At 65.0% G+C, this 26,330-nt stretch carries 26 protein-coding genes; 14 read left to right on the forward strand and 12 right to left on the reverse strand.

The genetic code is table 11. The features are described 5' to 3' along the window. Positions 1–4: 4 nt before the first annotated feature. Complete coding sequence (locus tag ACQR1Y_RS28520; protein ID WP_434878968.1) at positions 5–535, reverse strand: cytochrome b; 531 nt, start codon at positions 533–535, stop codon at positions 5–7. 72 nt (positions 536–607) lie between these two features. After that, complete coding sequence (gene mbfA, locus ACQR1Y_RS28525; RefSeq protein WP_434859638.1) at positions 608–1,579, reverse strand: iron exporter MbfA; 972 nt, start codon at positions 1,577–1,579, stop codon at positions 608–610. Positions 1,580–1,781: 202 nt separating this feature from the next. Here mbfA and ACQR1Y_RS28530 point away from each other — a divergent pair, with 202 nt between their 5' ends. Then, a complete protein-coding gene (locus ACQR1Y_RS28530) occupies positions 1,782–2,504 on the forward strand; it encodes a hypothetical protein (RefSeq protein WP_434859639.1) in 723 nt (240 codons plus the stop codon). Between the two features lie 267 nt (positions 2,505–2,771). On the opposite strand, the gene ACQR1Y_RS28535 is transcribed toward ACQR1Y_RS28530, so the two are convergent. The 4 genes from ACQR1Y_RS28535 to ACQR1Y_RS28550 form a co-directional block, all read right to left on the reverse strand. Beyond that, entirely contained in the window at positions 2,772–3,158 is a 387-nt protein-coding gene (locus ACQR1Y_RS28535; protein ID WP_315722176.1) for a hypothetical protein, read from the reverse strand. 97 nt (positions 3,159–3,255) lie between these two features. Beyond that, entirely contained in the window at positions 3,256–4,326 is a 1,071-nt protein-coding gene (locus ACQR1Y_RS28540; protein ID WP_434879044.1) for an alpha/beta fold hydrolase, read from the reverse strand. A 263-nt stretch (positions 4,327–4,589) separates the two neighbouring features. Continuing rightward, positions 4,590–6,125 (reverse strand): acyl-CoA synthetase, encoded by a 1,536-nt coding sequence (locus ACQR1Y_RS28545; protein WP_434878967.1) that lies wholly within the window; start codon positions 6,123–6,125, stop codon positions 4,590–4,592. 172 nt (positions 6,126–6,297) lie between these two features. Continuing rightward, on the reverse strand, positions 6,298–7,470 hold the full coding sequence (locus ACQR1Y_RS28550) for an acetyl-CoA C-acetyltransferase (RefSeq protein WP_434878966.1): 1,173 nt from the start codon (positions 7,468–7,470) through the stop codon (positions 6,298–6,300). A 155-nt stretch (positions 7,471–7,625) separates the two neighbouring features. Between ACQR1Y_RS28550 and ACQR1Y_RS28555 the strand changes: the two genes are divergently transcribed. The 8 genes from ACQR1Y_RS28555 to ACQR1Y_RS28590 all read left to right on the forward strand — a co-directional run bounded on the left by ACQR1Y_RS28555 (position 7,626) and on the right by ACQR1Y_RS28590 (position 17,062). Beyond that, on the forward strand, positions 7,626–8,285 hold the full coding sequence (locus ACQR1Y_RS28555; protein WP_434859884.1) for a TetR family transcriptional regulator: 660 nt from the start codon (positions 7,626–7,628) through the stop codon (positions 8,283–8,285). Positions 8,286–8,342: 57 nt separating this feature from the next. Then, positions 8,343–9,101, forward strand: a complete 759-nt coding sequence (locus ACQR1Y_RS28560) for an SDR family NAD(P)-dependent oxidoreductase (RefSeq protein ID WP_434859642.1) — start codon at positions 8,343–8,345, stop codon at positions 9,099–9,101. Between the two features lie 153 nt (positions 9,102–9,254). After that, complete coding sequence (locus ACQR1Y_RS28565) at positions 9,255–10,061, forward strand: enoyl-CoA hydratase/isomerase family protein (RefSeq protein ID WP_434878965.1); 807 nt, start codon at positions 9,255–9,257, stop codon at positions 10,059–10,061. A gap of 41 nt (positions 10,062–10,102) precedes the next feature. Continuing rightward, positions 10,103–11,971: an AMP-binding protein gene (locus tag ACQR1Y_RS28570; RefSeq protein ID WP_434878964.1), complete on the forward strand. Its 1,869-nt coding sequence runs from the start codon at positions 10,103–10,105 to the stop codon at positions 11,969–11,971. 159 nt (positions 11,972–12,130) lie between these two features. After that, positions 12,131–13,258 carry an acyl-CoA dehydrogenase family protein gene (locus tag ACQR1Y_RS28575; RefSeq protein ID WP_434878963.1) on the forward strand — a complete coding sequence of 376 codons (1,128 nt, stop codon included), beginning with the start codon at positions 12,131–12,133 and terminating at the stop codon, positions 13,256–13,258. Positions 13,259–13,443: 185 nt separating this feature from the next. Further along, positions 13,444–14,688, forward strand: coding sequence for an acyl-CoA dehydrogenase (locus ACQR1Y_RS28580; protein ID WP_434878962.1), 1,245 nt, complete (start codon positions 13,444–13,446; stop codon positions 14,686–14,688). A gap of 234 nt (positions 14,689–14,922) precedes the next feature. After that, positions 14,923–16,170, forward strand: a complete 1,248-nt coding sequence (locus tag ACQR1Y_RS28585) for an acyl-CoA dehydrogenase (protein ID WP_434878961.1) — start codon at positions 14,923–14,925, stop codon at positions 16,168–16,170. 238 nt (positions 16,171–16,408) lie between these two features. After that, positions 16,409–17,062, forward strand: coding sequence for a nitroreductase (locus tag ACQR1Y_RS28590; RefSeq protein WP_434879043.1), 654 nt, complete (start codon positions 16,409–16,411; stop codon positions 17,060–17,062). Positions 17,063–17,700: 638 nt separating this feature from the next. On the opposite strand, the gene ACQR1Y_RS28595 is transcribed toward ACQR1Y_RS28590, so the two are convergent. The 4 genes from ACQR1Y_RS28595 to ACQR1Y_RS28610 form a co-directional block, all read right to left on the reverse strand. After that, positions 17,701–18,384 carry an acyl-homoserine-lactone synthase gene (locus ACQR1Y_RS28595; RefSeq protein ID WP_434878960.1) on the reverse strand — a complete coding sequence of 228 codons (684 nt, stop codon included), beginning with the start codon at positions 18,382–18,384 and terminating at the stop codon, positions 17,701–17,703. Between the two features lie 82 nt (positions 18,385–18,466). Next, positions 18,467–19,201 (reverse strand): helix-turn-helix transcriptional regulator, encoded by a 735-nt coding sequence (locus ACQR1Y_RS28600; RefSeq protein ID WP_434859649.1) that lies wholly within the window; start codon positions 19,199–19,201, stop codon positions 18,467–18,469. Positions 19,202–19,359: 158 nt separating this feature from the next. Next, on the reverse strand, positions 19,360–20,154 hold the full coding sequence (locus tag ACQR1Y_RS28605; RefSeq protein WP_434859650.1) for an enoyl-CoA hydratase/isomerase family protein: 795 nt from the start codon (positions 20,152–20,154) through the stop codon (positions 19,360–19,362). Continuing rightward, a complete protein-coding gene (locus tag ACQR1Y_RS28610; protein WP_434878959.1) occupies positions 20,151–21,266 on the reverse strand; it encodes a cyclic nucleotide-gated ion channel in 1,116 nt (371 codons plus the stop codon). The genes ACQR1Y_RS28605 and ACQR1Y_RS28610 overlap by 4 nt, the downstream gene beginning before the upstream one ends. 285 nt (positions 21,267–21,551) lie before the next feature. On the opposite strand from ACQR1Y_RS28610, the gene ACQR1Y_RS28615 reads away from it, so the two are divergent. The 4 genes from ACQR1Y_RS28615 (at position 21,552) to ACQR1Y_RS28630 (ending at position 24,280) form a co-directional block, all read left to right on the forward strand. Further along, on the forward strand, positions 21,552–22,220 hold the full coding sequence (locus ACQR1Y_RS28615; protein WP_434859652.1) for a Crp/Fnr family transcriptional regulator: 669 nt from the start codon (positions 21,552–21,554) through the stop codon (positions 22,218–22,220). A gap of 21 nt (positions 22,221–22,241) precedes the next feature. Further along, a complete protein-coding gene (locus ACQR1Y_RS28620) occupies positions 22,242–23,123 on the forward strand; it encodes a DUF6537 domain-containing protein (protein WP_434859653.1) in 882 nt (293 codons plus the stop codon). A 292-nt stretch (positions 23,124–23,415) separates the two neighbouring features. Next, positions 23,416–23,766 (forward strand): DUF3307 domain-containing protein, encoded by a 351-nt coding sequence (locus tag ACQR1Y_RS28625; RefSeq protein ID WP_434859886.1) that lies wholly within the window; start codon positions 23,416–23,418, stop codon positions 23,764–23,766. 121 nt (positions 23,767–23,887) lie between these two features. Then, a complete protein-coding gene (locus ACQR1Y_RS28630; RefSeq protein ID WP_434879042.1) occupies positions 23,888–24,280 on the forward strand; it encodes a hypothetical protein in 393 nt (130 codons plus the stop codon). A gap of 16 nt (positions 24,281–24,296) precedes the next feature. On the opposite strand, the gene ACQR1Y_RS28635 is transcribed toward ACQR1Y_RS28630, so the two are convergent. Together ACQR1Y_RS28635 and ACQR1Y_RS28640 are read right to left on the reverse strand one after the other, a co-directional pair. Next, on the reverse strand, positions 24,297–24,605 hold the full coding sequence (locus tag ACQR1Y_RS28635; RefSeq protein ID WP_434878958.1) for a YkgJ family cysteine cluster protein: 309 nt from the start codon (positions 24,603–24,605) through the stop codon (positions 24,297–24,299). Further along, positions 24,598–25,296, reverse strand: a complete 699-nt coding sequence (locus ACQR1Y_RS28640; protein ID WP_434859655.1) for a helix-turn-helix transcriptional regulator — start codon at positions 25,294–25,296, stop codon at positions 24,598–24,600. The genes ACQR1Y_RS28635 and ACQR1Y_RS28640 overlap by 8 nt, the downstream gene beginning before the upstream one ends. Before the next feature lie 218 nt (positions 25,297–25,514). On the opposite strand from ACQR1Y_RS28640, the gene ACQR1Y_RS28645 reads away from it, so the two are divergent. Continuing rightward, positions 25,515–26,243 carry a glutathione S-transferase family protein gene (locus ACQR1Y_RS28645; protein ID WP_434878957.1) on the forward strand — a complete coding sequence of 243 codons (729 nt, stop codon included), beginning with the start codon at positions 25,515–25,517 and terminating at the stop codon, positions 26,241–26,243. The last annotated feature ends 87 nt before the right edge of the window (positions 26,244–26,330 follow it).

A 26,330-nucleotide genomic window follows, 5' to 3' on the forward strand; every position in this document is an offset into this window, starting at 1 on the left:
GCCGTCAACCGGGCAGCATGCGCTGCATGACGCGGTCGCGATAAACGAAGATGTGGGCCAGCGCCGCGCCGACATGCACGACGATCAGGATCAGCAGCAGCCACTCCGACGCCTGGTGCAGCCCGTCGATGGTGCGATTGCCTGCGGGATTGCGCGCCGCCAGCATCGGCAGCTGGAACAGATAGAAGTACGACACGCTCCAGCCGCGATAAGAAGCAAACAGCCAGCCGGTCATCGTGGTCGCCAACACCATCACATAGAGCATCCAGTGCACCGCTTCGGAGCTCAGACGTTGCCAAGGCGGCAGCGAGCTTTCGGGCGCAACGGGATGGGTGAGCCGCCAGACAAAGCGCAGCACGATCAGCAGCAGAATGGTGAGGCCGAACGAGACGTGCAGGATCATCGGTGCGCCCGGCGGCGTGTCGGCGTGCAGGTCGGGCATCAGCCAGCCGATCGGATATTGGATGGCGAGCAGCGCCACCACCAGCCAATGCAGGACCTTCGCGGGCGTGCCGTAGTGCAGGCGTGGTGTCATCACGAGCCTTCCGTTGCGATCGATGGGGCGCCATCGGCGCCGTGGCTGGACGTTCCGCCTGCCGGGGCGATGCTAGGCTGCGCCGATCAATATTCCCACACCCAGCACGATGATGCCGCCGAGCACGATCTGGAACACGGCCTGCATGAACGGCGTGTCCATGTAGCGCGCGCGAATATAGGCGATGGCCCACAGCTCGAAGAACACGACGAGGCTGGCGATCGCCGTCGCGATCCAGAACGCGTTGGGCCAGGAGTCCGGCACCAGATAGGGCATCGTATGGCCGAGGCCGCCGAGCGTCGTCATCGCGCCGCAGACCGCGCCACGCAGCCAGGGCGAGCCGCGCCCCGTGAGCGAGCCGTCATCAGACAGCGCCTCGGCAAAGCCCATGCTGATGCCGGCGCCGATCGAGGCGGCGAGGCCGACCAGGAAGGTCTGGAAATTCTGATGCGTGGCAAAGGCGGCCGCGAACAGCGGCGCCAGCGTGGAGACCGAACCGTCCATCAATCCGGCGAGACCCGGCTGCACATATTGCAGCACGAACACGCGGCGCCGCGTCTCGTCTTCCTTGTCGCGGACGTCCGGGCTGAGGATCTTGTCGGTCAGTTGCGCCGCGACCTTCTCGTGGCCCTTCTCCGCCTCGGCGAGATCGCCGAGCAGCCGGCGCACGCCGACGTCCTTGGCCTGTTCGGCGGCCTTGGCATAGAACCGCTCGGCCTCGAATTCCATGGTGCCGACTTCCTTGCGGATGGCGTCGAGCGACAGGTTCTTTGTCAGCCAGATCGGCCGGCGCTGCATGAACCCTTTGACGTTCTCGCGCCGGATCGGCGGCAGGTTCTTGCCGAAGCGCTCCTCATAGAGCTCGAGCAGCATATGGCGGTGGCCCTTCTCCTCCTCGGCCATCTGCTCGAACAGTTTCGCCGAATCCGGATACCGCTCCGCCAAGTCTTCCGCGAAGCTCATGTAGATGCGGCCGTCTTCCTCTTCGGCCGAGATCGCGATCGCCAGGATCTCGCGCTCGGTGAGGTCGGCGAAATTCTTCATTCCAAGGTCCCCGGATTGCCGTTCTCAACGCAGTCGAGTTTAGAACGTTTCTAAACGCTATATGGTTTTGCCGCAGCGCGGTCAAACTGCCGCCGCGCGGTGGTCGCGAAACGTTTTCGTGAGGTCGCATTCAGGCCCCAGTCAGGGAACCCCTGGGCAAATTCACGGTTCGCGTTTCCGCTTGGCTACCTAAGGAGTTCCAATGACCAGCGTCAAATACCGGCTGAATGATCCGAGACTGGCGCCGCGACGGACCAGGATGGATATTCCGGGCTGGGCCGGCGAGCGGCAGCCGCGCGCGAATGGCTCGCACGAGCAGGTCTGGCACTGCGTGCCGTTCTCCGAAGGCGCGCAATACGGCATCGAGCTGTTCTATCCGTATGATTTCGAGCTGCAGGTGACGACGCGCGACGGCAAGCTGGAGCTGTCGGGCGATTGGGGCGAGCCGCCGAGCCCGAGCCTGCAATGGCCGCCGTTCCGCAATTTCGGCGATGCGTTCTACACCTATCAGATCCTGATCGATCTCAAGGTGCCGCCTGGCTTTGCGATCCGCACCGAGCCGCATCCGCGCTTCTACACCGACCGCACCGACACCTGCCCGATCGCGGTTCCGGCGCTGGTGCGCAATTTCTGGCCGATGCTGTTCTTCTGCGTGTTCAAGGCGCCGGCCGAGGGGCGCACGCATATCTTCCGTCCGGGCGAGCCGTTCGCGCAGGTGATCGTGATTCCCGAGGAGGCCAACTTCACGGTGGAGCCGATGAGCCCCGACGAGGCCGCCGAGCGCGAGCTGCAGTCGCGCCGCATCCACGCCAGCCGTCCGGTGCTCGCCAAGGAGACCGAATGGGTGTCGAGCACCGACACCGTGTTCGACGGCACCTACCGCCATCTCCACCGCGCGGCGAAGGAGAAGGCGCGCAAGTCCTGAAAGCAGCAAAACAGGGCTGTCGCATGCGACCATCGAAGTTTTGCGCTCATCTCTCCACGACGTCATGGCCGGGCTTGTCCCGGCCATCCACGTCGTCCGGCATGCTGAGAACCACGTGGATGCCCGGGTCAAGCCCGGGCATGACGGAGTAACAATTTGACGACCCGCTCGTTTCGGTAGTGCCGCCACACGCGATTGTCTCGCCCCCAAAAACGAAAGGGCGCCGACCTTGCGATCGACGCCCTCACGGCCTTCACCTGACGACGATCAATAGCGATCGTAGTACCAGTGGTGATGGTGATGATGGTGGTGGTGATGGTAGTACCGGCGCGGCACCACATAGACCCGGGGACCGTAGCCATATCCATAGCCGGGGCCGTAGCCATAGCCGCGCCAGTAGCCATGGTGATGGTGGTGATGATGATGGTGGTGATGGTACCACTGCGCCAACTGCACCTTCGGCTCGGCCTCCGGCGGCGCCTGCTCGTCGAGCGCCTGCAGCACCTTGGCCGCATTCGGGATCGGCTCGAGCAGATCGGCGTAGGAATTGGCCTTCAGCACGTCGGTGGGGGCCGGAGCCGCTGACGCCTGGCCCGTGCCGAGCGCGCCGACAGCGGCGACCGCGCCCAACAAGCCTGCGATCTTCTTATCCATGAATTCATCTCCTGATGCGCATCGCCCGGATGCCAAAACGTCGCACCCCGAATGTTCGTTCCTCGATTCGCCTGATGAGGCCGCAACGCGTCCAAAATCAGGCTGTCGATTTGTTCAGGAACGTGAACAGGAGCTCATTGACTTTGTCATGCTGCTCTTGCTGCACCCAATGTCCGGCGCGATCGATCAGCTCGCTCAGGATAATGTTGGTGCACACTCGGGACTGCATCGCTTCAAGCACGCCGGGCCGTTGGTAGATGCCCCAGTCTTGCAGCCCTGAGATGAATGCGGACGGAACGTCGATGGTGCGGTCGGACCATGTCTGCAATTCCGCGTCGAACAGGCCTGACGTGCCGCAGCGATACCATTGCAGGCCGCCCTGGAAGCCGGTCCGTTCATATTCGGCGGCGTAGACCGCGAGCTCATGATCCGGCAGCCAGCGATTGCCCGCGATCGTCGCAGAGTCAGGCATCACCTCGGCGACGGTCTCGGCCATCGTCTTGTCCAGGTCCATGACGTAGTAGGTCGGCAGCTTCGACAGCTCGCTCGCTGTCCATGCCTGCAACGGTGCGGGACTGTTGTCAGGCCAATCCGCGCTCTTGTGGTGATAATAGGCGCGCAGGAAGGCATGCAGGCCCTGCGGCGCGCGATGCATGTCGGCGTTGGCCTCTCGCGTCGAGTAGTACCATTGATAGTGCTTGCGTCGCCGCGGCAGCGCGGCGAGATCGCGATGCACGGGATCATCGGGTGGCACGAGAGGATGATTGGCGATGTCGAACGGTGCCGCCGGCGGGCCCGCGAACGGCGCGCTCATCATCACCACCGATCGAAACACGTCGGGACGGATCAGGGCGCACCACGCCGCGACCGGGCTGCCGAAGTCGTGTCCGACCACCGCCGCCACATGACGATGGCCAAACGCGTAGACGACGCCGAGCGCATCGCGCACCAGATTGGTGAAACGGAACGGCGCGAGGTCGCCGTCATAGTCCGCGCTCCAGCCGGTGGTGCGGCCATAGCCGCGCTGGTCCGGCGCCAGCACGTGATAGCCCGCCGCCGCCAGCGCCGGCATCACCTTGCGCCAGCTATAGGCGAGCTCGGGAAAGCCGTGCAGCAGCAGTATGCATGGCCGGCCGGGCGTCTCGAAGCCAGCTTCGAGCACGTGCATGCGCAAGCCGTTGATGCCGTCGACGAAGCGCGAGCGGATAGTGGGAGGAAGAGGGAGAGGGGGAAGAGCTGGAAGTGGAAAAGAAGAGGTCATCGCGGCCCTCATCTGTGTCGTCCCGGCGAACGCCGGGACCCATAACCACAGGATAATGTGGTAGGCAGCGCTGGCAGCTCCAGCTTTCGCAAAACTCGGGACGGTGGCTCTATGGGTCCCGGCTCAAGGCCGGGACGACACCGTTGCTTTGAGCTGCAGGCGCGGCCCGCTTACCCCGCGCCCTTCTTCGGCCAATAGCGCTCGCGCAGATGGCGCTTGACCAGCTTGCCGGTCGGGGTGCGCGGCAGCTCCGGCTCGAAGTCGATCGAGCGCGGGCATTTGATCGGCGAGAGATGCTGGCGGCAGAACAGCATCAGCTGTTCCTCGAGCGCCTTGCCGGCGCGCGCCATGTCGTGCGGCTGCACGACGGCCTTGACCTCTTCGCCCATCTCCTCGTTCGGCACGCCGAACACCGCGACATCGGCGACATCCGGATGCGTGATCAGGACGTCCTCGGTCTCCTGCGGGTAGATGTTCACGCCGCCGGAGATGATCATGTAGGACTTGCGGTCGGTCAGATACAGGAAGCCGTCGGCGTCGAGATAGCCGACATCGCCCAGCGTCGACCAGCCCTTGTCATTGTAGGCGCGCTTCGTCTTCTCCGGGTCGTTGTGATAGGAGAAAACAGGCGCATCGGCAAAATACACCGTGCCGATCTCGCCGGTCGGCATCTCCTGGTCGTCCTCGCCGAGGATCTTGATCTTGCCGACCACGGCGCGGCCGACGCTGCCGCGATGCTCCAACCATTGCTTGGAGGTGCAGACCGTGACGCCGTTGCCTTCGGAGCCGGCATAGTACTCGATCAGGATCGGCCCCCACCAGTCGATCATCCTGGCCTTGACGTCGACAGGGCAGGGCGCCGCCGCATGGATCGCGCCCTTCAGGGTGGAGACGTCGTACTGCTTGCGGACATCCTCCGGCAGCTTGAGCATGCGCACGAACATCGTCGGCACCAGCTGCGACTGCGTGATCTTGTACGTCTGGACGAGCTTCAGGAACTCCTCGGCGTCAAAATGCTCCATGATGATCGACGTGCCGCCGAGCGTGATCGCCATCATGTTGAAGCGCAAGGGGGCCGCATGATACAGCGGCGCCGGCGACAGGTAGATGCTCTCGGCATTCATGCCGCACATGTCGGCGCACAGCACGCGCAGGAACTGGTTGGGCTGATCGATCGGATTGCCCTCGAAATCCTTCTTGATGCCCTTCGGCCGCCCGGTCGTGCCCGACGAATACAGCATGTCATAGCCGGCGACCTGGTCGGCGATCGGCGTCCTGGGCTGCGCGCCGGCTTCCTTGTCCCAGGAGCGAAAGCCGGGCTCGGGCTCGTCGACCATGAAGAACAGCGGGCCGTCAGCCGTGACGAGGTCGCGCACCTGCTCGGCGCATTTCGGCGAGGTGATGAAGACCTTGGCGCCGCAATCCTTGATGATATACGCGATCTCGTCCTTGGTGAGGTAGCGGCTGATCGCGGTGTAGTAGAGGCCCGAGCGCTGCGCGGCCCAGGCGATCTCCATGAAGGCGAGCCGGTTCTCCATCAGGAAGGCGACGTGGTCGCCGGCCTTCAGCCCGAGCGATCGAAACAGCTGGGCGCCCTGGTTGGAGAGCTCGTCGAGCTCGCGATAGGTGATGGCCTTGCCGGTGCCGGCCATCTGATAGGCGATCTTGTCGGGATGGCTCTGGGCGTAAATGGACGGGTGGGTCATGATGGGCTCACCGCTAAATTAGGAAAAAGCTGTCGTCCCGGCCTTGAGCCGGGACCCATAACCACAGGGGCCTGTGGTGAGAGCGAGCTGTGGCTCCAGCTCGCCCAAAATCGATTTCGGTGGCTATGGGTCCCGGCTCAAGGCCGGGACGACACCGGTGGTGTTGCGAGAGCTACAGCCGCTCGACGATCGTCACGTTCGCCATGCCGCCGCCTTCGCACATCGTCTGCAGGCCGTAGCGCTTGTTGCGCTGCTTCAGCGCATGCAGCAAGGTCGTCATCAGCTTGGTGCCGGAGCCGCCGAGCGGATGGCCGAGCGCGATCGCGCCGCCATTGACGTTGAGACGGCTCGGATCGGCGCCGGTGGTCTTCAGCCACGCGGTCGGCACCGAGGCGAAGGCCTCGTTGACCTCGTAGAGGTCGATGTCGTCGATCGACATGCCGGCCTTCTGCAGCGCGCGCTGCGTCGCCGGCAGCGGGGCTTCCAGCATGATGACGGGATCGCCGCCCATCATGGTCATGTGGTGCACGCGGGCCAGCGGCTTGACGCCGAGCGATTTCAGGCCGCGCTCGTTGACGACCATCACGCCGGAGGCGCCGTCGCAGATCTGGCTGGCGGACGCCGCCGTCAGCTTGCCGTTCTCGGCAATCAGCTTGACGCCCTTGATGCCGTCGAGGCTGACGTCGAAGCGGATGCCCTCGTCGATATGGTGGGTGTCGGTGGAGCCGTCCGCGCGGGTGATCTGCAGCGGGATGATCTCGTCCTTGAAGTGCCCTCCTTGCGTCGCCGCGATCGCGCGCTGGTGGCTGTTATAGGCGTATTCGTCGAGCTCATCCTTCGAGAGACCGTACTTCTCCGCCATCATCTCCGCGCCGGTGAACTGGCTGAACTGGATGTTCGGATAGCGGCTCTCCATGCTCGGGCTTTTGTAGTGCCCGAAGCCGTTCTTCGCCGGCAAGGTGGAGGACAGGCCCATCGGCACGCGCGTCATCGACTCCACGCCGGCGGCGATCACCACATCCATCGCGCCCGACATCACTGCCTGCGCGGCGAAGTGCAGCGCCTGCTGCGACGAGCCGCACTGGCGGTCGATCGAGGTGCCCGGCACGCTCTCCGGCAGCTTCGAGGCCAGCACCGCATTGCGCGCGATGTTGGTCGACTGCTCACCGGTCTGCATGACGCAGCCCATGATCACGTCCTCGACCTGGTCCGGCGCGGCGCCGGAGCGCTCGACCAGCGCGTCCAGCACCTTCGCCGCCAGATCCGCCGGATGCCAGCCGGACAGACGCCCGCCCTTGCGACCGCCGGCCGTGCGCGCAGCCGCGACGATATAGGCTTCCGCCATGAGGTTTCCTCCCTAGACTTGGTTCGTTGATTGGGAGGGATTTAAATGCGCGATTGAGCTTTAGTCAATCGATCAATTAACTCTTGAGATCGCCTCCGGCTTCGGCTTATCTGGCCCCAACAATCAGGTGGGAAACGTCCAAGGTGGGCACCGTTTTGGGACCTCAGCTGCAGACCAGCGCGCCGGAGAAGCTTGCCGTGGGGCGGAATGCCACCGCGGAAAAGCTGCTGGATGCCGCCAGCGAGCTGATGATCCAGCGGTCCTCGATCGAGATCTCGCTCAGCGACATCGCCCAGAAGTCCGGCTCTAACGCCGCGCTGGTGAAATACCATTTCGGCAACAAGGACGGCCTGCTGCTGGCGCTTCTCGCGCGCGACGCGGCCACTGAGGTCGCCAATCTCGAATATCTCTTGGCGCAGCCGCTGCCGCCGACCGCCAAGCTGAAGCTGCACATCAGCGGCATCATCCGCGCCTATCACCGGTTTCCCTACATGAACCGGCTGATCCACTATCTTCTGCACGAGAGCAGCGCCGACGCCGCCAACGAGGTGTCGAAATTCTTCGTCGCGCCGCTCTTGGAATTCCATCGCCGGCTGATCGAAGAGGGCATCGCCAAGGGCGAGTTCCGCGCCGTCGATCCCGTGCTGTTCTACACCAGCCTGATCGGCGCCTGCGATCACCTGTTCTTCGGCCGCCACGCCATGTCGCGCGCGATCGGCGTCGGCCCGGTCACCGACGAAGTCTGCCGCCAGTACATCGCCCACATGGAGGCGCTGATCTGCGGCGGGATATTGAAGAGGGCGAATGGCGAGTAGGTGTTTGCCGCTCGCTCCTTGCCGCCAACAAGAAACATCCACGGAGGAAACTTAACCATGCAGTTGAACAACGTTGCCGTTCTCATCACCGGCGGTGGCTCGGGTCTCGGCGCCGCCACGGCGCGCGCCATGGCCGCGAAGGGCGCCAAGATCGCCGTGCTCGATCAGAGCCTGGAGAATGCCGAGAAGGTCGCGGCCGAGCTCAAGGGCGTGGCCCTGCATGCCGACGTCACCAATGAGGAGCAGGTCAAGGCTGGCATCGCCAAGGCAGAAGCCGCGCACGGCGTCGCCCGTGTGCTGGTGAACTGCGCCGGCATCGGCGGCTCGCAGCGCATCGTCGGCAAGGACGGCGTCTATCCGCTCGCCAAGTTCGCGCGCATCATCAACGTCAACCTGATCGGCACCTTCAATGTGCTGCGCCTGTTCGCCGAGCGTCTCGTGACCGCCGAGCCGATCGGCGAGGAGCGCGGCGTCGCCATCAACACCGCGAGCGTCGCGGCCTATGAAGGCCAGATCGGCCAGATCGCCTATTCGGCGTCGAAGGGCGGCGTCGTCGGCCTCACCCTTCCGGCCGCGCGCGATCTCGCCAGCCAGAAGATCCGCGTCAACACCATCGCGCCCGGCCTGTTCCTGACGCCGCTGCTGATGGGCCTGAACGAAGAGGCGCGCAAGAGCCTCGGCGCCCAGGTGCCGCATCCCGCCCGCCTCGGCGACGCCTCGGAATACGGCAACCTCGCCGTCCACATCGTCGAGAACCCGATGCTCAACGGCGAAACCATCCGCCTCGACGGCGCCATCCGTATGGCCCCGCGCTGACGGCAACCTCCGCTGTCGTCCCGGCCTTGAGCCGGGACCCATACTCCGCGGCGTCTGTGAGAAGCACTCTGGCAGACGCCGCTCCCTAACCAATGAAGCCGGTGGCTATGGATCCCGGCGTTCGCCGGGATGACGGTGAGGAAAGAGCGCGCCATGTCCCAACCGCTGCTGATTGAGCACGACAACGGCGTCGACCGGGTGACGCTCAATCGTCCGGAGAGCCTGAACGCGCTCGACCCGGCGCTGATCGACGCGCTCAATACCTACTTCGAAAGCCTGCAGCGCAACCGCACGACACGCGTCGTCGTGCTCAAGGGCGCCGGCAAGAATTTCTGCGCCGGCCTCGATCTCAAGGCCGCGATGCAGCGCCGCGGCGGAGTCAACGAGCCACCTGGTGTGACCGAATCCCTGGACTCGCAGCGGCGCATCGCCGACATCGTGATGCTGATGCGGCGCTGCCCGCAGCCGATCATAGCGCTGGTGCAGGGCGCGGCCGCCGGCGGCGGCTTCGCACTGGCGCTTGCCGCCGACATCCGCATTGCCACGCGCTCCGCGCGGATGAACTGCGCCTTCATCAAGCTCGGCCTCGGCGGCTGCGACATCGGCACCAGCTACTTTTTGCCGCGCCTGGTCGGCGTCTCCGTCGCCTCCGAGCTGATCCTCACCGGACGCTTCATCGGCGCCGAACGCGCGCTGATGGTCGGGCTGGTGTCGGAGATCGTCGAAGAGGATCAGCTCGATGATGCCGCCGCGCCGATCATCGACGCGATGATGACGGCCTCCCCGGTCGGTCTTCGCTTGTCGAAGGAATGCCTCAACATGAGCGTCGATGCCTCATCGATCGAGGCCGTCATAGCGATGGAAGATCGCAACCAGGTGCTGTGCAGCCGCTCGGAAGATTTCAAGGAAGGCATTGAAGCCTTCCTCCAGAAGCGCAAGCCGGTCTATACCAACCGCTAGATATCAAGATCCGCAAAGGACGATATTTCGGGAGACGCAAAATGGAAGGGACGGCAGCGAAGGTGTTGGAGAAGCCGGCATTCCGCAAGGTCAACTGGCTGGCGCGCGACATCGATGTCGACAAGCGCGCGGATGGCGTGATCGTCATCAAGTCGCGGATTCCGCTGCAGGCCTATGAGCCGCATCTCGCCGCGCCGCTCGCCCGCTGGGCCAAGGAGGCGCCGACGCGGACCTGGCTCGCGCAGCGCACCGGCCCCGAGCGCCAATGGCGCAAGTTGTCCTATGCGGATGCCAAGCGCACCGTCGACGGGCTGACGCAAGGCCTGCTCAATCTGAAGCTCGACGGCCGTCCGGTCGCGATCCTCTCCGGCAATTCCATCGAGCATGCGCTGATGACGTTCGCCGCGATGCAGGCCCGCTCCCCGGCGGCGCCGGTGTCGCCGGCCTATTCGCTGATGAGCCACGATCATCTCAAGCTGAAATATCTCTTCGGCCTCGTGAAGCCCGGCGTCGTGATGGTGCAGGACGGCCCGACCTTCGAGAAGGCGCTGAAGGCGCTCGATCTCGACGGCGTCACCGTGGTTCATGTCGCGCGTCCCTGCGAGAGCATTCCGAGCGTCAGCTTCGCCGATCTTGCTGCGACGCCCGCGACCCACGACGTTGATGCCTCCATCGCGCAGATCACGCCCGACACCGTCGGCAAGCTGTTGTTCACCTCCGGCTCCACCGGCATGCCCAAGGCGGTCATCAACACCCAGCGGATGATGTGCGCCAATGCGGCGATGATGATGCAGACGCGGCCGCGTGCGCCGGATGCGCCGATCTCCACGGTCCTGGACTGGATGCCGTGGAATCACACGATGGGCGGCAACGCGGCGTTCAATCCGCTGCTGATCGATGGCGGCACGCTGTATATCGACGACGGCCGCCCGATGCCCGGAATGTTCGAGGAGAGCCTCCGCAATTTGCGCGAGGTGTCGCCGACCTACTACGCCAACGTTCCCGCGGGCTACGCCGCGCTGGCCGCGGCGATGGAGAAGGACGATGCGCTGTGCCGCTCCTTCTTCAAGGATCTCGGCATCATGGCCTATGGCGGCGCGCGGCTGCCGGACGATCTGTATGAGCGCATGCAGGCGCTGGCGGTGAAGACCACCGGCGAGCGCATCGTGTTCTACACCGGCTGGGGCTCGACCGAGACCGCGCCGACCTCGACCGGCACCTACTGGAACACCGAGCGCGTCGGCCTGATCGGCCTGCCATTCCCTGGCGTCGAGCTAAAGATGGTGCCGACCGGCGACAAATACGAGCTGCGCCTGCGCGGCATCAACGTCATGCCCGGCTATTTCGGCCAGCCCGAGCTGACGGCAAAGGCGTTCGATGACGAAGGCTTCTATTGCATCGGCGACGCCGGCGTGTTCGTCGATCCCAATGATCCCGCGCAGGGCATCATTTTCGCCGGCCGCGTGGTCGAGGACTTCAAGCTGACCACCGGCACTTTCGTCCATGTGGGCTCGCTGCGCACCGATGCGATCGCGGCCGCGACGCCGGCGATCCATGATGCGCTGGTGGCGGGGCAGGACCGCGACTACATCGGCCTGCTGGCCTGGCCGAACCTGCATGCCTGCCGCCAACTGGTCGGCAATCCCCAAGCGACGTTCGAGGACGTGGTGAAGCATCCGGCGGTCATCGACTGCGTCCGCCGCGGCCTCCAGGCGCACAACAAGGACTGCGAAGGCGCCAGCAGCCGGCGCATCGGCCGCGTCATGCTGATGGCCGAGCCGCCGTCGATCGACGGCCATGAGCTGACCGACAAGGGCTACATCAACCAGCGCGCCGGCCTCGAGCGCCGCGCCGCTTTGGTTGAGCGGCTCTATGCCGCGACGCCCGACAGCGACGTGATCGTGCTGTGATGCGACCCGTCTCTTTCCACTCGTCATTCCGGGATGCGTGCGAAGCACGCAGGCCCGGAATCCATAACCCCGATCGGGCGTATGGATTCCGGGCTCGCGCTCCGCGCGCCCCGGATTGACGGCAAGCTTTAGATCCGACTTCCAAGGCGAGTGACATCCATGAACTTCGATTTCTCCGACGATCAGAAACAGCTGCGGGACCAGGCGCGGAAATTCCTCGCCGAGAAGTGCCCGCCGAAGGCCGTGCGCGTCGTGCTCGACGGCAAGGAGGCCTATGACCGCGCGCTGTGGAAGGGCTTTGCCGAGATGGGCTTTCTCGGCGTCGCCATTCCCGAGGAATATGGCGGGGCGGGCGCCGGCCACCTTGAACTCTGCGTGATCGCAGAAGAAGTCGGCCGCGCGCTCGCGCCGGTGCCGTTCTCCTCGACCGTCTATCTCGCGGCGGAAGCGCTGATGCTCGCCGGCAGCGATGCGCAGAAGCAGGCCTGGCTGCCGAAGATCGCGAGCGGCGAGACGATCGGCACGCTCGCTTTGTTCGAGGGCACGGGCAATCCGTCGCCGAAGGCGATCAAGCTCGCAGCCGCCAATGGCGTGCTCAACGGCACCAAGAAGCCGGTCGCCGACGGCGCGATCGCCGATCTCATCATCGTCGCCGCGCGCACCGCCTCGACCGGCCGCGATAGCGACATCTCGCTGTTCCTGGTCGATGCGAAGTCCGGCGGCGTCGAGGCGAAGGCACTGACCAATCTCGATCCGACCCGCGGCCAGGCCGAGCTCACCTTCACGAATTGCAAGGCCGAGCCGCTCGGCGCGGCCGGCGAGGGCTGGAGCATCATCAGCCAGGTGCTCGACCGCGCGGCGGTGCTGACGGCGTTCGAGCAGGTCGGCGGCTCCGATCGCGCGCTGGAGATGGGCCGCGACTACGCGCTCGACCGCATCGCCTTCGGCCGGCCGATCGGGTCGTTCCAGGCGGTCAAGCACATGCTCGCCGACATGTACGTCTCGGCGACGCTCGCGCGCTCCAACGCCTATTACGGCGCCTGGGCGCTGTCGACCAACGCGCCGGAACTGCCGGAGGCCGCGGCCTCGGCGCGCATCAGCGCGACGCAGGCCTATCAGCACTGCGGCAAGAACAACATTCAGGTTCATGGCGGCATGGGCTTCACCTGGGAGTTCGACTGCCACATGTACTACCGCCGGGCCAACGCGCTCGCGCTCGGCCTCGGCAGCCTGTCCTATTGGGAAGACCAGCTGATCGACCGCATGCGCAAGCGCAACGCGGCGTGAGCCAAGCTTGAATGTGCCGTCGTCATTGCGAGGAGCCCACCGGGTCTCGCCTCCGGCGAGCCCGATGGCAGGCTCCGGCGACGAAGCAATCCAGAATCTTCGTTTGGCACTGGATTGCTTCGCTTCGCTCGCAATGACGATGTGGAAATTGACGGGTCAATTGCTACAACAGCAGGGTTTAGACCATGAACTTCGATGACACCCCGCAAGAGGCCGCGTTTCGCAGCCAGGCGCGTGCCTGGATCGCCGCGAACGCGCCCAAGCAATACGAGGACGAACTGCGCGCGTCCTCGCTCGGACGCACCGCGCTGAAGAACGCCAACATTCTCGAGGTCGCAAAAGCCTGGCAGAAGAAGAAGGCCGATGCCGGCTGGGCCTGCCTGCACTGGCCGAAGGAGTATGGCGGCCGCGGCGCCTCGCCGATCGAGCGCGTGATCTGGCAGCAGGAGGAGGGGCCGTTCGGCAAGCTCTCCGCGATGTTCATCATCGGCCACGGCATGTGCGGCCCGACCGTGATGGCCTACGCCTCCGAGGAGCATAAGCGGCAGTATCTGCCGCCGCTCGCATCCGGCGAGAAGGTCTGGTGCCAGCTGTTCTCCGAGCCGGCGGGCGGCTCCGACGTCGCCGGCCTGCGCACCCGCGCCGAGAAGCGCGGCGACGACTGGGTGATCAACGGCCAGAAGATCTGGACCTCGGGCGCGCATTACTCCGACTACGGCATCCTGCTGACGCGCACCGATCCGACCGTGCCGAAGCACAAGGGCCTCACCATGTTCTTCCTGGACATGAAGAGCCCCGGCGTCGAGGTCCGCCCGATCAAGCAGGCCAGCGGCCACTCGGATTTCAACGAGGTCTATTTCACCGATGTCGTGATTCCGGATTCGCAGCGGCTCGGTGCCGTCAATGACGGCTGGAACGTCGCGCTCACCACCCTGATGAACGAGCGTATGTCGATCGGCGCCGGTGTTGCCACCGGCTTCCCCGAGCTGTTCGACTTCTGCTCCAACATCATGCTCGACGATCGCCCCGCGATCGAGGACCGCAACGTGCGCTCGAAGCTGGCGAACTGGGCGGTGAAGGCGAGCGGGCTGAAATACACCAGCATGCGCGCGATCTCGGCGCTGTCGAAAGGCGAGCGTCCGGGGCCGGAGAACTCGATCGGCAAGCTGGTCGCGGGCTCGATGGTGCAGGACGTGGCGTCCTACGCGCTCGATCTGCAGGGGGCCGCCGGCGTGCTCAGCGGTCCCGAGGCTGACGTCGCCGGCAAATTCCAGGCGATGCTGCTGCGCGCGCCCGGCACCCGCGTCGAAGGCGGCACCGACGAGATCATGCGCAACATCATCGCCGAGCGCGTGCTCGGCCTGCCCGGCGACATCCGGGTCGACAAGGACCTGCCGTTCAACCAGGTCCCGACCAAGGGGCGGGCGTAGACCCTCATCCTGAGGAGCTGCGCAGCAGCGTCTCGAAGGATGAGGCCGACATCACGGGCCTCATGGTTCGAGACGGCGCCAAGGGGCGCCTCCTCACCATGAGGAGAGATATTCAACGAAGTCGTATGGCGGGTTAGCGCAGCGTAACCCGCCGATGGCTTCATCGATGTCAATCAAGCGGCGGGCTACGCCTTCGGCTAACCCGCCCTACGCATATCAAGTGAGGGTCAGGGCATGAACTTCGACGACACCCCGCAGGAAGCCGCCTTTCGCGAGACCGCGCGCGCCTGGGTCGCGGCCAATGCGCCGAAGGAGCTGGAGGAAGAGCTTGCGAGCTCCTCGCTCGGGCGCATCCGGCTGAAGCACGCCGACATCGTCGAGGTGGGCAAGGCCTGGCAGAAGAAGAAGTCCGACGCCGGCTGGGCCTGTCTGCACTGGCCGATGGACTATGGCGGCCGCGGCGCGACGCCGATCGAGCGCGTGATCTGGCAGCAGGAGGAGGGCGTCTACGGCAAGCTGACGCAGCCGTTCCAGATCGGCGAAGGCATGTGCGGCCCGACCGTGATGGCCTATGGCAGCGAGGCGCATAAGCGCCGCTATCTGCCGAAGCTGGCCTCGGGCGAGGAGATCTGGTGCCAGCTGTTCTCCGAGCCCGCCGGCGGCTCCGACGTCGCGGGACTGCGCACCCGCGCCGAGAAGCGCGGCGACGATTGGGTGATCAACGGCCAGAAGATCTGGACGTCCGGCGCGCACTACTCGGATTACGGCCTGCTGATCACGCGCACCGATCCCAACGTGCCGAAGCACAAGGGGCTCACGATGTTCTTCCTGGACATGAAGAGCCCCGGCGTCGAGGTCCGTCCGATCAAGCAGGCCAACGGCATGCAGGAGTTCAACGAAGTCTATTTCACCGACGTGATGATTCCGGACTCCCAGCGGCTCGGCGCGGTCGGCGACGGCTGGAACGTGTCGCTGACGACCTTGATGAACGAGCGCATGTCGATCGGCGCGCGGCTCGCGACCGGCTTCCCCGAGATGTTCGAGTTCTGCTCCAATCTGATGACCGACAACGGTCTCGCCATCGACGATCGCGCGACGCGCTCCAAGCTGGCGTCATGGGCTGTGAAGGCAAGCGGCTTGAAGTACACCAGTTACCGCGCGATCTCGGCGTTGTCCAAGGGCGATCGGCCCGGCCCGGAGAATTCGATCGGCAAGCTGGTCGCCGGCGTGATGCTGCAGGACATCGCGAGCTACGCGATGGACCTCGAAGGCGCGGCTGGCGTGCTCACCGGCGCGGACGAGGCGGAGACGCAGGGTCAGTTCCAGCAGATGCTGCTGACTGCGCCGTCGATGCGCATCGCCGGCGGCACCGACGAGATCCTGCGCAACATCATCGCCGAACGCGTGCTCGGCCTGCCCGGCGACATCCGGGTCGACAAGGACGTGCCGTTCAACAAGGTCCCGACTAAGGGACGCGGCTAGCCACACATGCCGTCATTCCGGGGCAAGGCCGAGAGGCCTTGAACCCGGAATCCCGAGGTGGGCTTGCCTCTCTTTTTTGCAAGCTCGAGATTCCGGGTTCGGTCGCTTTGCGATCGTCCCGTAATGACGGGGGTGGAAAGCGAGCGCGCGTGCGCTTCAATCGGAATCCAGGAAGGTCATGATGTCAGCAGCAGCGCCGAAGCCGGAGCAAGACGCGATCAACGTCCTCGAAGACCTCATGGCCGCGCGGTTCTCCTGCCGCAGCTTCCGCGCCGATCTCGTGCCGCGCGCGATCATCGAGCGCATCCTGACCGCCGCGCAGAAGACCGCGTCGTGGTGCAACAGCCAGCCGTGGCGGGTGGAGATCACATCGGGCGCGGCGACCGAGGCGTTTCGCAAGGTGATGTACACGGCGGCGTCGAGCGGAAAGCCGGCGTCGGGCGACTTTCCGTTTCCGCGTGAATACAACGGCGTCTATCTGGAGCGGCGGCGCGAGAGCGGCTTCCAGCTGTATAATGCGCTGGGCATCGCCAAGGGCGACAAGGCCGGATATGCCAAGCAGGCGCTGGAGAACTACAATTTGTTCGGCGCGCCGCATGTGGCGATCATCCATAGCGACGAGGCGCTCGGCACGTATGGCGCGATCGATTGCGGCGGCTATGTCACGAGCTTCATGCTGGCGGCGCAGGCGCTCGGCGTGGCCACGGTGCCGCAGGCGGCGCTGGCCTTTCACTCCGACCTGGTGCGCCGGCATTTCGGGCTCGGCGATGATCGCAGGATCGTCTGCGGCATCTCGTTCGGCTATCCCGATCTCGGCCACAAGGCCAACTCCTACCGCACCGGACGGGCGACGGTGGCCGACACCGTCCGTTTTCACGACGACGGCACCTGACCCGAGCGGCCGCGCGACGCAACGGCGATGATGGTCCAAAAGCCGAGTGCGAGTTCCGATTGGCGGGACTCGGCGCTCCGGCCCAGGCGAAGCGGGGCCATCGCACCCCGAAATTGCCTTCTGCGTTTACTTTTTTGACAAGCGACATCGGCGCCACACTGTGCCCGCCCGGGTGTCGTTCGCGTGCGGCGCGCGCGCGACTGTCGACAGGGCGTCCATGCACGCGCCGGCGTTCGCATTCAAAGCTGTCCTGGAATCAAGGCGTTGTCGGAGGATGCCGCGGGCGAAGCGCCACGTCTCCTGCGTGAGACTTGCCGCAGCAGACCTAGTGGTTGCTGCTACTCGGCTTCGGCGCGCATTTTTCCTTGAGCTCATGGGCCTCGAGCAATGATATTGACAAAATCCTCTCTAACATTTTGAGTTGCATCGCCCGAGCATCAACGATGCAGAATTGTAGACGCTCGATGATCTTCTCGATTGAAGGTTCAGTCACGGCTCGAAACCTGAAGTGTCAGCGATGGATTCCATGAACACGCCGTCCAACCTTTACGCGCTCGAGGTGGATGAGGCGACGCTCCTTGGTCACCGCCTCTTGAAGGCATTCCATAAGCTCAGGCTGACGCGGCATCGGGAGCAGCTCATTGCGCTGGCTGAACGGCTGCTGGAAGATGAAGAAAGATATCCGGCAGGGCCCGGCGGTTGACGTCCTCGAGCCCTCGCCAGGTCAATGTCGGCCGCTTCAGACCAATCTGCTTGCATAGCGATTTCCAGGTCGATTCATCACAATCGACCAGGACGGCCATCACCGACATCCCGTCCATCAGGTGAGGCACGCCGAGCGGCTTGGCCTTCCAGCCGCATTTCTCGAAGCGCGGCAGCCACCAGCTTTCCAGCACGATCGAGAACGCCGTCAGCCCGATCGAGATGCCATATTCCATGATGGCGGTGAGCAGCAGCATGTCGATTCGCGGTCCGGCATGTTCGCCGCGCCGCTCCGGGATCACGAAGATCCGCGACAGTTCGTAGACGTCCGGTCGCTGGATCGGGCCGCGCAGATTGAGATAGGGGAAGATGTCGCTCATCAATGTCGGCATCAAGGTCGGCACCGCGCGCATCGCGCCGATCAGCTGGCCATGGTCGATGCAGAACAGGTAGACGGAATCATCGGTGTCGAACTGGTCGATCTCACGGCCGTCGGGACGATCGAGGGCCATCCATTTGCGCTGCTTGACGTAGATCTCGTGACGCAGCCGAAAATACGGATCGAAATATGATTCGTAGAGCGCGCGATTATCTTTTCGAACGACATGAATCTCAGGCATCGAAACCCCCGGTCGTCTGAACAAATATGGGGTCTGCAGATTGCCGATGCGCTTCGATTGATCCAGTGGCAAAAACGCCAGATCAGATGGTGATCTCGCCGTTGACAAGCGCGGTCGCAACCGTCGCCGTCTTGTTCTTCGTCGCGAGCTTGCGCTGCGCCTCTTCGAGATGCCAGCGCACGTTGCGCTCGGACACGCCGAGGATGCGCGCGGTCTCCCATGCGGTCTTGCCCCGCGCCGCCCAGCTCAGCACCTCGGCCTCGATCCGTGACAGCCGCCGGGTCGGGTTGCTCGTGGCGGTGCGCGCCAGCGCGCGCAGCCTGCTGTGGGTGAAGATGCTGATCAGATGCAGCGCGCCGCGCGCGTCTGGCGCCAGGTTCGGATGCTCGCCGGCCACGCTGACGGCGCCGACGGCGTCGTCATAGTGGATGGGCACGCAGAAGCCTTCGTTCAATCGGAAGTCCTTGGCACGCATCATCACCTCATGCGCGCCCGGCTCATCCTGCCGGTCATAGGGGGCTTCCGACCATGCGAATGGATTCAATGTGGAGAGGCAGTGCCGCGGAATTGGATCGCAGCGGTGAAACTGTTCCCGCGCGTACATGTCGAACCATTCACGCGGCCAACCATTCGCCAGCATGGTCTGCTGCAAGGATTGCCCCGGGGCGGGCACGCCGGCCATGATATAGGCGTGAAATCCCAGATCGCCGATCATCTTTTCGAACTGGGAGAGGACGCTCGCGCTGGTCTTCGACGCTTCGATCGCATCGACGTAGTCCAGTGCTCGTCGCCCCCAATACGCGTCCATCACTTGCATGTGAATTTCTCCGCCGGTGGTTCAAGCTAGCCACGGGCAAAAGGCTGTCAACCGCAAATTGGAGCTTTACGTCGATAGTTCGCTGAGCGTGTGTCCGCACACCGGCTGGATACAGGCCTTTGCATGCAAAATGAGTCCGACGCGTAGCTCGACGGCGCTCAGAATCGCGGCGGCCTTTTCTCTGCAAACGATTTCATGCCTTCACTGATCTCGGTCCCGGTGGTGCTGTCCTGATGCCTGCGGCGGGCCGCCGCATCGTCGAGCGCGCCGCGCGCGAATTCGTTAATGGCGCGCTTCATGCCCCGCATTGCCTGTGGCGCGTTGCCGGCCAGGATCGTCGCAAGACGGTCGACCTCCGCATCGAGGCCGTCGGCCGGCACCATGCGCGTGAGATAGCCGATCCGTAGCATCTCGGCGGCGTCGATCTTCTCCGCGGTCAGGAACAGGCGCTTCGCATGGTCGACGCCGAGGCGCGAGACGTAGCGCTTGATGCCGTTCGGATAGTAGTGCAGCCCGAGCCTGGCCGCCGGCATGAACATTTCGCCGCTGTCGACTCCGATCCGGAAATCGCAGGCCAGCGCGAGGTCCGTCGAGCCGCCATAGACGCCGCCATTGATCCGGCAGATCGTCGGCAGGGTCAGGTCCTCGAGCCGGTCGACCACGGCCTCGAAGGCCGGCGTGGAACGCCCGTCGGTGTCGCTGCCGGGCGCCGCGCCGATGGCGCCGAGGTCGAAGCCGGCGCTGAAGGCGCGTCCGGTGCCGGTCAGGACGAGCACCCGCAAGGTCGCATCCGCCTCGATCCGGTCGAACAGATCGAGCAGCGCGCCGAGATCCTCGGGCTGCAGCCGGTTGAGATGGCGGGGACGGTTGAGCCGGATCGTGGCGCGCGGGCCCTCGATCGTCAGGACCGGCGTGCTCGGCGCGTCCTCGATTGGGCTGTTCTGATCACTCATGTCCTGTTCTCCAAGGCGCGGCGCTGGGCTTCGGCATCGATGCTCCGCGCCAGATCGGGATGGCGTGCCATCAGCACGCGAAAATCGACGAGGTCGAGCACCAGCAGCTTCGACAGGTTGGTGGTGCTGATGTTGGCCGAGCGCAGATTGTTCCCAAGCAGCGCCATCTCGCCGAAGAACGCGCCCTCGCCGAGCCTGACCTTCTTGCCGGGAAGATCGACCTCGACCTCGCCCGCCGCGATGAAATACATGCAGTCGCCCGGCTCGCCCTTGCGGATCACGGTCGCGCGGGGCGGCAGGTCGATGGTGCGCAGCATCTGGGTGACGTCGGCGATGGTGGAAGGGCCGAGGCTGGCGAAGAACGGCACGCGGCTGACCAATTCCCAGGTCTTCAAGAAATTGTCGCGCCGGGTCTCGGCGGCAAAGCTGGTCGCCAGGATACCGGTCCAGAGCCCGAACACGCCGAGGCCCGAGATCATCACCATCGCGGCCACCGTCCGCCCCAACGGGGTGATCGGCACCACGTCGCCATAGCCGGTCGTGGTGAGCGTGACGACGGCCCACCACATCGCCGAGGGGATGGTGCCGAAGGTGGCCGGCTGCACGTCATGTTCGAGCGTGTATTCCGCGACCGAGCCGAGAAACAGCACCAGCAGGAACAGCACCAGCACCGACAGCAGGGGGCGGGCCTCCACCACCATCACCCGGCGGAGCCGGCGCAGGCCGGGCACGCCCGGGATCACCTTCAGCGCCCAGGCGAACGCCAGCAGCCATGCGGTACGCGGCTCGACCCCTGCGGCCAAGGCGATCGGAACGGCGGTCGCGGAGGCTGCGTCCACCAGGCCGCGACCCGAGGTGAGGTAGGCGGTCGCCTGGTGCATCCGAACGGCCGCCTGAACCCGGATCCCCCATTCGGCGACGAAGAAGGCAAGGCATCCGCATAACAGGGCGTAAATCCAGCCGTGCGCGGCCGCATAGGCCGCGTCCAATGTCAGCAGGACCATCGCAGCGTTGCCGAGCAGCATGACTGCATAGGCCACTCCGGTCATGTCGCGCCTGGCCGTTGCCGCCACGAACGCCGCCAGGGCAGGAGGTAACGGCGATTTGGCCATCGGATGGAGATGCCTGCGGCTGAGGAGGGATTGGGAAGGTGGCGCCGGCAAAGTGCCCCGACCGGGGAACCTGCGTCAACGATGCCGGGAGGGTGATTGCAGGGCTTTTGTCGGGCGGCTCGGCCGCCTGGCGGCGCGCGGGAATTTTGCGGGCGCGACTCAAATACCGGTTCAATCGTCGTCCGTTCGCCGTATATCAGAGACCGGCGCGCACACGCCAAATTGGGCAAGACGCGGCCGGCGAGCGTCCGTCCGCCTCGAGCAGCAAGAGTCTGGTTGATCCCAATGGATACGTCTCACCTGGTCGAACATGCAGGCGCCGCCGGCAGCCTCTTCGCATCGATCTTCGTGGTCGCCACGCTGTCGATGCGGACGATGATTCCGCTGCGCGTCTTCGCGATTCTCACCAACATCGTCCTGATCGCGACCGCCATCCCGATGCACAATTATCCCGTCCTGATCCTGCACGGCGTGCTGCTGCCGCTCAACAGCTACCGGCTGCACCAGATGCTGCAGCTCGTCCGCGACGTGAAGCAGTCGGTCAACAGCGACCTCTCCATGGAATGGCTGAAACCGTTCATGACGGAGCGCAAATGCGGCCCGGGCGAAGTCCTGTTCTACAAGGACGAGAAGGCCGACAGCATGTACTACATCGTCAGCGGCCGCTTCCGCCTGGTGGAGTCGGGCATTGAGCTTCCGGTCGGGGCCATCGTCGGCGAGTTCGGCATGATCTCGCCGTCCAATACGCGCACGCAGACGCTGGAATGCGTCGAGGGCGGGCTGATCCTGTCGGTGTCCTACGACCAGGTCGAGCAGCTCTACGTGCAGAACCCTGCCTTCGCCTTCTACTTCCTGCGCCTGGCCAGCGCGCGGCTGTTCCAGAACATCGAGACGCTCGAACGCCGGCTGGCGCAGCAGACCGCCGCGCAGGCGCCGGTGGCCAAGTCGGCGTGATCCGAGGGAGTTCGAGGCACCGTGGAGAGCGTCCGGTCTTCGCTGCGATACCTGTTCGCCGACTTCATCGGCGAGCACGACGGCGAGCCGCCCTTTCTGCCGGAGGGGCTGCCGGACGCGGCTGCTGAGGCGGTGAGCGAGGGCATCCACCTGCTGATGGAGTATCAGGGGGGAGCCTACGCGCAGCTCTATGTCGACCGCATCAAGCGTTTCGTACGCCGATCGAACCTCGATCCCGCCATTCTGCGCGAGATCGCCCAGCTGCTCGCCGCGCGGATGGCCTATGAGGACCCGATCCGGATCGCGCAGCTCAGGTTGATGAGCCTCAGCAGCGGGCGCAGGCCCGGCGGCCGCGAGACCGACGATGTCAGGCGGTTTCGGCTCGACGAGCTGCTAGGCGCATTGCCGCAGTCGATCGCCGAATCGATGCTGACGGGCTTCGAGCAGGTGGGCTGGCTCGGCCGGCGCCGGGTCAAGGTGCGCTTTTCCGTCCGGTCGCGGCTCGCGGTGCGCCGCCTCAAGATGATCGCCGGGCTGCGGCGCTGGCGGCTGCAGTCGGTGCGCTATGCCGAGGAGCGCGCCTGGGCCGAGCGCTGGCTGCACATGATCGCGCGGGCGCTAGACAAGCAGCCCGCAGCGGCGCCGGCCGTGATCGCGACGGCAACCATGATCCAGGGGCAGGGCGACGGCTACCGGCAGGGTCTCGCCGATTGGCACGCCATCATCGACGGTCTCGCCAAGCCCACCTTCGACGGCGTGCTGCCGATTCCGGATCTCGCCGCGGCGATTGCGGAGGCCCGTGCAGTCGCGCTGGCCGAGCCCGGACATGGCGCGCTGAAGCGGACGATCGCCCAGATCCGGGCGCGGGCCCTGGCGGTTCCGAGCACCAGCGCTGCGGAATGACGCCGCTGCCGGATCAGGTGCCCCGGCTCATGCCCGGGCGGGGTAACCTTATTGTTGGCGGAGACGTACCGAGGGGTAGCGGAGTGCGATCCGAGGTTCCCTTTCGCGTGCAATTCGCCACCAGAGATGTCATAAGCGTCGCATACGCGTCGAATTGGCCGGGTATTCTCATCAGATTGCGCTGAACGCCTCCAGTTCTCGGTGCGTCCAAGGGTTAGTCGTAGCGAGAGCGTCAGCTTTGTCTTTTCCCTCTTTGTCGTCGCAGATCCCGGTTGCTGCGCTGGTCGGCTGGATGCTGCTGCTCACCTTCAAGCACATCATCGGCGACTTCGTGCTGCAGAATGCCTGGATGGCCTATGGCAAGGACCAGCGGAAAGGCTGGGCGCTGCCGCTTCTGGTGCACTGCCTCATCCATCTCGCCGTCGCCATGGTGCTGATCCTGATCGTCGCGCCGAAATTCTGGTTCGTGGCCGTGATCGACTTCGCCGTCCACATCACCATCGATCGCATCAAGGGCATCTGTTCGTCGCGCTTCGGCATCACCCTCGAGCATCCCTGGTTCTGGACGCTGATCGGCGTCGATCAGGCGCTGCATCATCTCACGGGATTTGGCCTGTCGATCTTCATGGCCGCCAACGGGTGAGCTTGCGGTGGCGCAGCACCTGCGCCGCTCCTGTCAAGCTGAGGAACAGGCGATCGTTCGGTTTGGTTAACCGGACGTTAGCGATTCGCGCGGCATGTTCACCCTCATGGGAATCAAGACCGTGCTGCCTAGCCGTGACGCGTTCGACACCGACTCCTGCCCTGTGGGTGAGGACCTGCTCGGCGAGCTCTATCGCGCCGATGCCAACGGGCTGCCCGCCCTCGTGGACAGCGTCTCCGCCGACGTCCGCGCCATGCTGGCGCTGTTCTGCTACAGGCGCACGCATCTGCACGGGCTGGCGATCACGATCGCTTCGACCTGCACCGAGAAAGATCTGTCGCAGTTTGGCGGCCGGGTCGGATCGGCGCTCTACGCGCAATCGCGAGGTGCCCGGGGTGGCGCTGCGGTCGCCGCGTCAAGCCGCAAGCCGATATCGCTGTCCACGAAGCCGCTGTCGGTGATGAAGCCGTTCGAGGACGATCTCGACGACGAGCTCGATCCGGCCACGGCCTGAGACGCCCTCAATCTCTTCAGACCAGCGGTGCGAGTCCGAACTTGCGCCGCGCCATCGTGCATTCGTCGTCGCCCGGCATGCAGATGCGGCACACCTCGGGGCGGATCGCATAGATCCGGCAGGCGACGGATCGCGCGATCTCGCCGTCCAGCGCGCAGCAACGGTCGCCCTCACAGCGCATCCCCGATAGCCGATCGTTGACCAGTTCGGCCGGGATCAGGTCGAGCGCGTCGTCCTCCTCGATCGTGAAGCGCGGCCAGTTCGACGAATAGGCGCAGCAGGCGCCGCAGCTTTGACAGGGGCCGGGGTCGACATCATCAGACATCCTTGGGAACCTCCCACACCAGACTGCGCCGCCATTTCGCGCGCAGCGCCTCGCGCCGCTCGGGATATTTGTCGTCGAGATAGTCCGCCTCGACCACGCGGTCGGTGCGGAAGCTGCGGAAGTCGCGGCGCAGCTCGCACCAGGCGGCCAGAATCCGCACCGCGTCGTGATAGCCGATCGCGATCGGCCAGATCACGCGCTCGCTGTCGCGGCCCTGCTCGTCGCGATAGCGCAGTTTGATCTTGCGGCCCTCGTGAATCTGCGAGCGCGTGCGCGACATGTCGATGCGGTCGGGCTCGCGGGTCCAGGGCCGTGGCGCGCGGCTGGCCGGCTCCAGAACGAAGGGTCTCAAGCGTTCCGGCACGGTGTCGGCGATCTTGGCCATCAGATCCTCCGCCGCGCGGGCGAGCACCGGATCGGCATTCGCGGCCACCCATTGCGCGCCGAGCACGGCGGCCTCGATCTCATCCGGCGTCAGCATCAGCGGCGGAAGATCGAAACCCTTCTCCAGGATGTAGCCCATGCCGGCCTCGCCGCGGATCGGCACGCGCTGGCCGATCAAGGTGGCGATGTCGCGATAGATCGTGCGTTTCGACGTCTCCAGCTCGGCCGCGATCGCATCCGCGGTCAGCGGACGGCGCGTGCGTCTCAGCACCTGAATGATCTGGAACAGCCGGTCGGCGCGTCTCATGGTGTGTCCCCGCGGAAGCGATCACCCCGCCGCTGCTGACACGATGCTGGCAGCAGCCCGTCCTTATACCGGGCCAACAACAGGATTGAAGGGGTGATGTCGATGATGATGTTTTATGGCCTTGGCCTTGCGACCACGCTACTGCCGCTGCTGACACCATGGTGGCAGCAGCATGTGCGTAGCGTCCGCCGACTGCTCAGGAAGTCGGGAGTGCTGTCATGATCACGCTGTTCGGTTTGGGCGCGGGCTTCGGCCTGCCGGAAATCAGCCCCTTCGTCACCAAGACGGAGGTGCAGCTGAAGATGGCGGGTCTCGCCTATCGGAAACAACGGGCGATGCCGCCGGCGTCGCCCAAGGGGCAGTTGCCCTTCGTCGACGATGGCGGCGAGCTGATCGCGGACTCCACCTTCATCCGCGCCCATATCGAGCGCAAATACGGCTTCGACTTCGATCACGGTCTCGATGTGCGCGCGCGGGCGCAGGCCTGGGCGTTCGAGCGCATGATCGAGCATCATTTGTATTTCGCGCTCGTCGGCGCGCGCTGGGTCGATCCGGTCAACTTCGCCAAGGGACCGGCGCATTTCTTCGACGGCGTCCCGGCGGAGAAGCGCGAGAAGCTGCGCGAGGACGCGCAGTTCCGCGTCGCCGAGAACTATTTGATCTCCGGCCTCGGCCGCCACGCGCCCGACGAGGACATCGACCTCGCCGCGCGCTCGCTGCGTGCATTGTCGGTGCAGCTCGGCAACCGGCCCTATTTGATGGGCGACCGTCCCTGCGGCACCGACGCGACGGCCTTCGCCGTTATCGCCGGCATCCTCACGCCGTTCTTCGAGTCCGAGCTGCGCCGGCGGACGGAAGGCTTCGATAATCTCGTCGCCTATGCGGAGCGTATGATGACGACGTATTTCCCGGAGTTCGAGTGGGGCACGGCTGCCGAGGCAGCGTGAGGACTCGTGCCACCGCCACCGTCGTTCCGGGGCAAGGCCGCGGGCCTTGAACCCGGAACCTCGAGATTGGCTTGCGTCCTTTGCTAA

The organism is Bradyrhizobium sp. HKCCYLRH3099 (assembly GCF_051167855.1).
GTDB lineage: Bacteria > Pseudomonadota > Alphaproteobacteria > Rhizobiales > Xanthobacteraceae > Bradyrhizobium.

Bases quoted from the DNA above. Each gene is read 5' to 3' on its own strand.
- ACQR1Y_RS28520 (WP_434878968.1), bottom strand. From the start codon at position 535: ATGACACCACGCCTGCACTACGGCACGCCCGCGAAGGTCCTGCATTGG.
- mbfA (WP_434859638.1), bottom strand. From the start codon at position 1,579: ATGAAGAATTTCGCCGACCTCACCGAGCGCGAGATCCTGGCGATCGCG.
- ACQR1Y_RS28530 (WP_434859639.1), top strand. From the start codon at position 1,782: ATGACCAGCGTCAAATACCGGCTGAATGATCCGAGACTGGCGCCGCGA.
- ACQR1Y_RS28535 (WP_315722176.1), bottom strand. From the start codon at position 3,158: ATGGATAAGAAGATCGCAGGCTTGTTGGGCGCGGTCGCCGCTGTCGGC.
- ACQR1Y_RS28540 (WP_434879044.1), bottom strand. From the start codon at position 4,326: ATGCACGTGCTCGAAGCTGGCTTCGAGACGCCCGGCCGGCCATGCATA.
- ACQR1Y_RS28545 (WP_434878967.1), bottom strand. From the start codon at position 6,125: ATGACCCACCCGTCCATTTACGCCCAGAGCCATCCCGACAAGATCGCC.
- ACQR1Y_RS28550 (WP_434878966.1), bottom strand. From the start codon at position 7,470: ATGGCGGAAGCCTATATCGTCGCGGCTGCGCGCACGGCCGGCGGTCGC.
- ACQR1Y_RS28560 (WP_434859642.1), top strand. From the start codon at position 8,343: ATGCAGTTGAACAACGTTGCCGTTCTCATCACCGGCGGTGGCTCGGGT.
- ACQR1Y_RS28565 (WP_434878965.1), top strand. From the start codon at position 9,255: ATGTCCCAACCGCTGCTGATTGAGCACGACAACGGCGTCGACCGGGTG.
- ACQR1Y_RS28570 (WP_434878964.1), top strand. From the start codon at position 10,103: ATGGAAGGGACGGCAGCGAAGGTGTTGGAGAAGCCGGCATTCCGCAAG.
- ACQR1Y_RS28575 (WP_434878963.1), top strand. From the start codon at position 12,131: ATGAACTTCGATTTCTCCGACGATCAGAAACAGCTGCGGGACCAGGCG.
- ACQR1Y_RS28580 (WP_434878962.1), top strand. From the start codon at position 13,444: ATGAACTTCGATGACACCCCGCAAGAGGCCGCGTTTCGCAGCCAGGCG.
- ACQR1Y_RS28585 (WP_434878961.1), top strand. From the start codon at position 14,923: ATGAACTTCGACGACACCCCGCAGGAAGCCGCCTTTCGCGAGACCGCG.
- ACQR1Y_RS28590 (WP_434879043.1), top strand. From the start codon at position 16,409: ATGGCCGCGCGGTTCTCCTGCCGCAGCTTCCGCGCCGATCTCGTGCCG.
- ACQR1Y_RS28595 (WP_434878960.1), bottom strand. From the start codon at position 18,384: ATGCCTGAGATTCATGTCGTTCGAAAAGATAATCGCGCGCTCTACGAA.
- ACQR1Y_RS28600 (WP_434859649.1), bottom strand. From the start codon at position 19,201: ATGCAAGTGATGGACGCGTATTGGGGGCGACGAGCACTGGACTACGTC.
- ACQR1Y_RS28605 (WP_434859650.1), bottom strand. From the start codon at position 20,154: ATGAGTGATCAGAACAGCCCAATCGAGGACGCGCCGAGCACGCCGGTC.
- ACQR1Y_RS28610 (WP_434878959.1), bottom strand. From the start codon at position 21,266: ATGGCCAAATCGCCGTTACCTCCTGCCCTGGCGGCGTTCGTGGCGGCA.
- ACQR1Y_RS28615 (WP_434859652.1), top strand. From the start codon at position 21,552: ATGGATACGTCTCACCTGGTCGAACATGCAGGCGCCGCCGGCAGCCTC.
- ACQR1Y_RS28625 (WP_434859886.1), top strand. From the start codon at position 23,416: ATGCTGCTGCTCACCTTCAAGCACATCATCGGCGACTTCGTGCTGCAG.
- ACQR1Y_RS28635 (WP_434878958.1), bottom strand. From the start codon at position 24,605: ATGTCTGATGATGTCGACCCCGGCCCCTGTCAAAGCTGCGGCGCCTGC.
- ACQR1Y_RS28640 (WP_434859655.1), bottom strand. From the start codon at position 25,296: ATGAGACGCGCCGACCGGCTGTTCCAGATCATTCAGGTGCTGAGACGC.
- ACQR1Y_RS28645 (WP_434878957.1), top strand. From the start codon at position 25,515: ATGATCACGCTGTTCGGTTTGGGCGCGGGCTTCGGCCTGCCGGAAATC.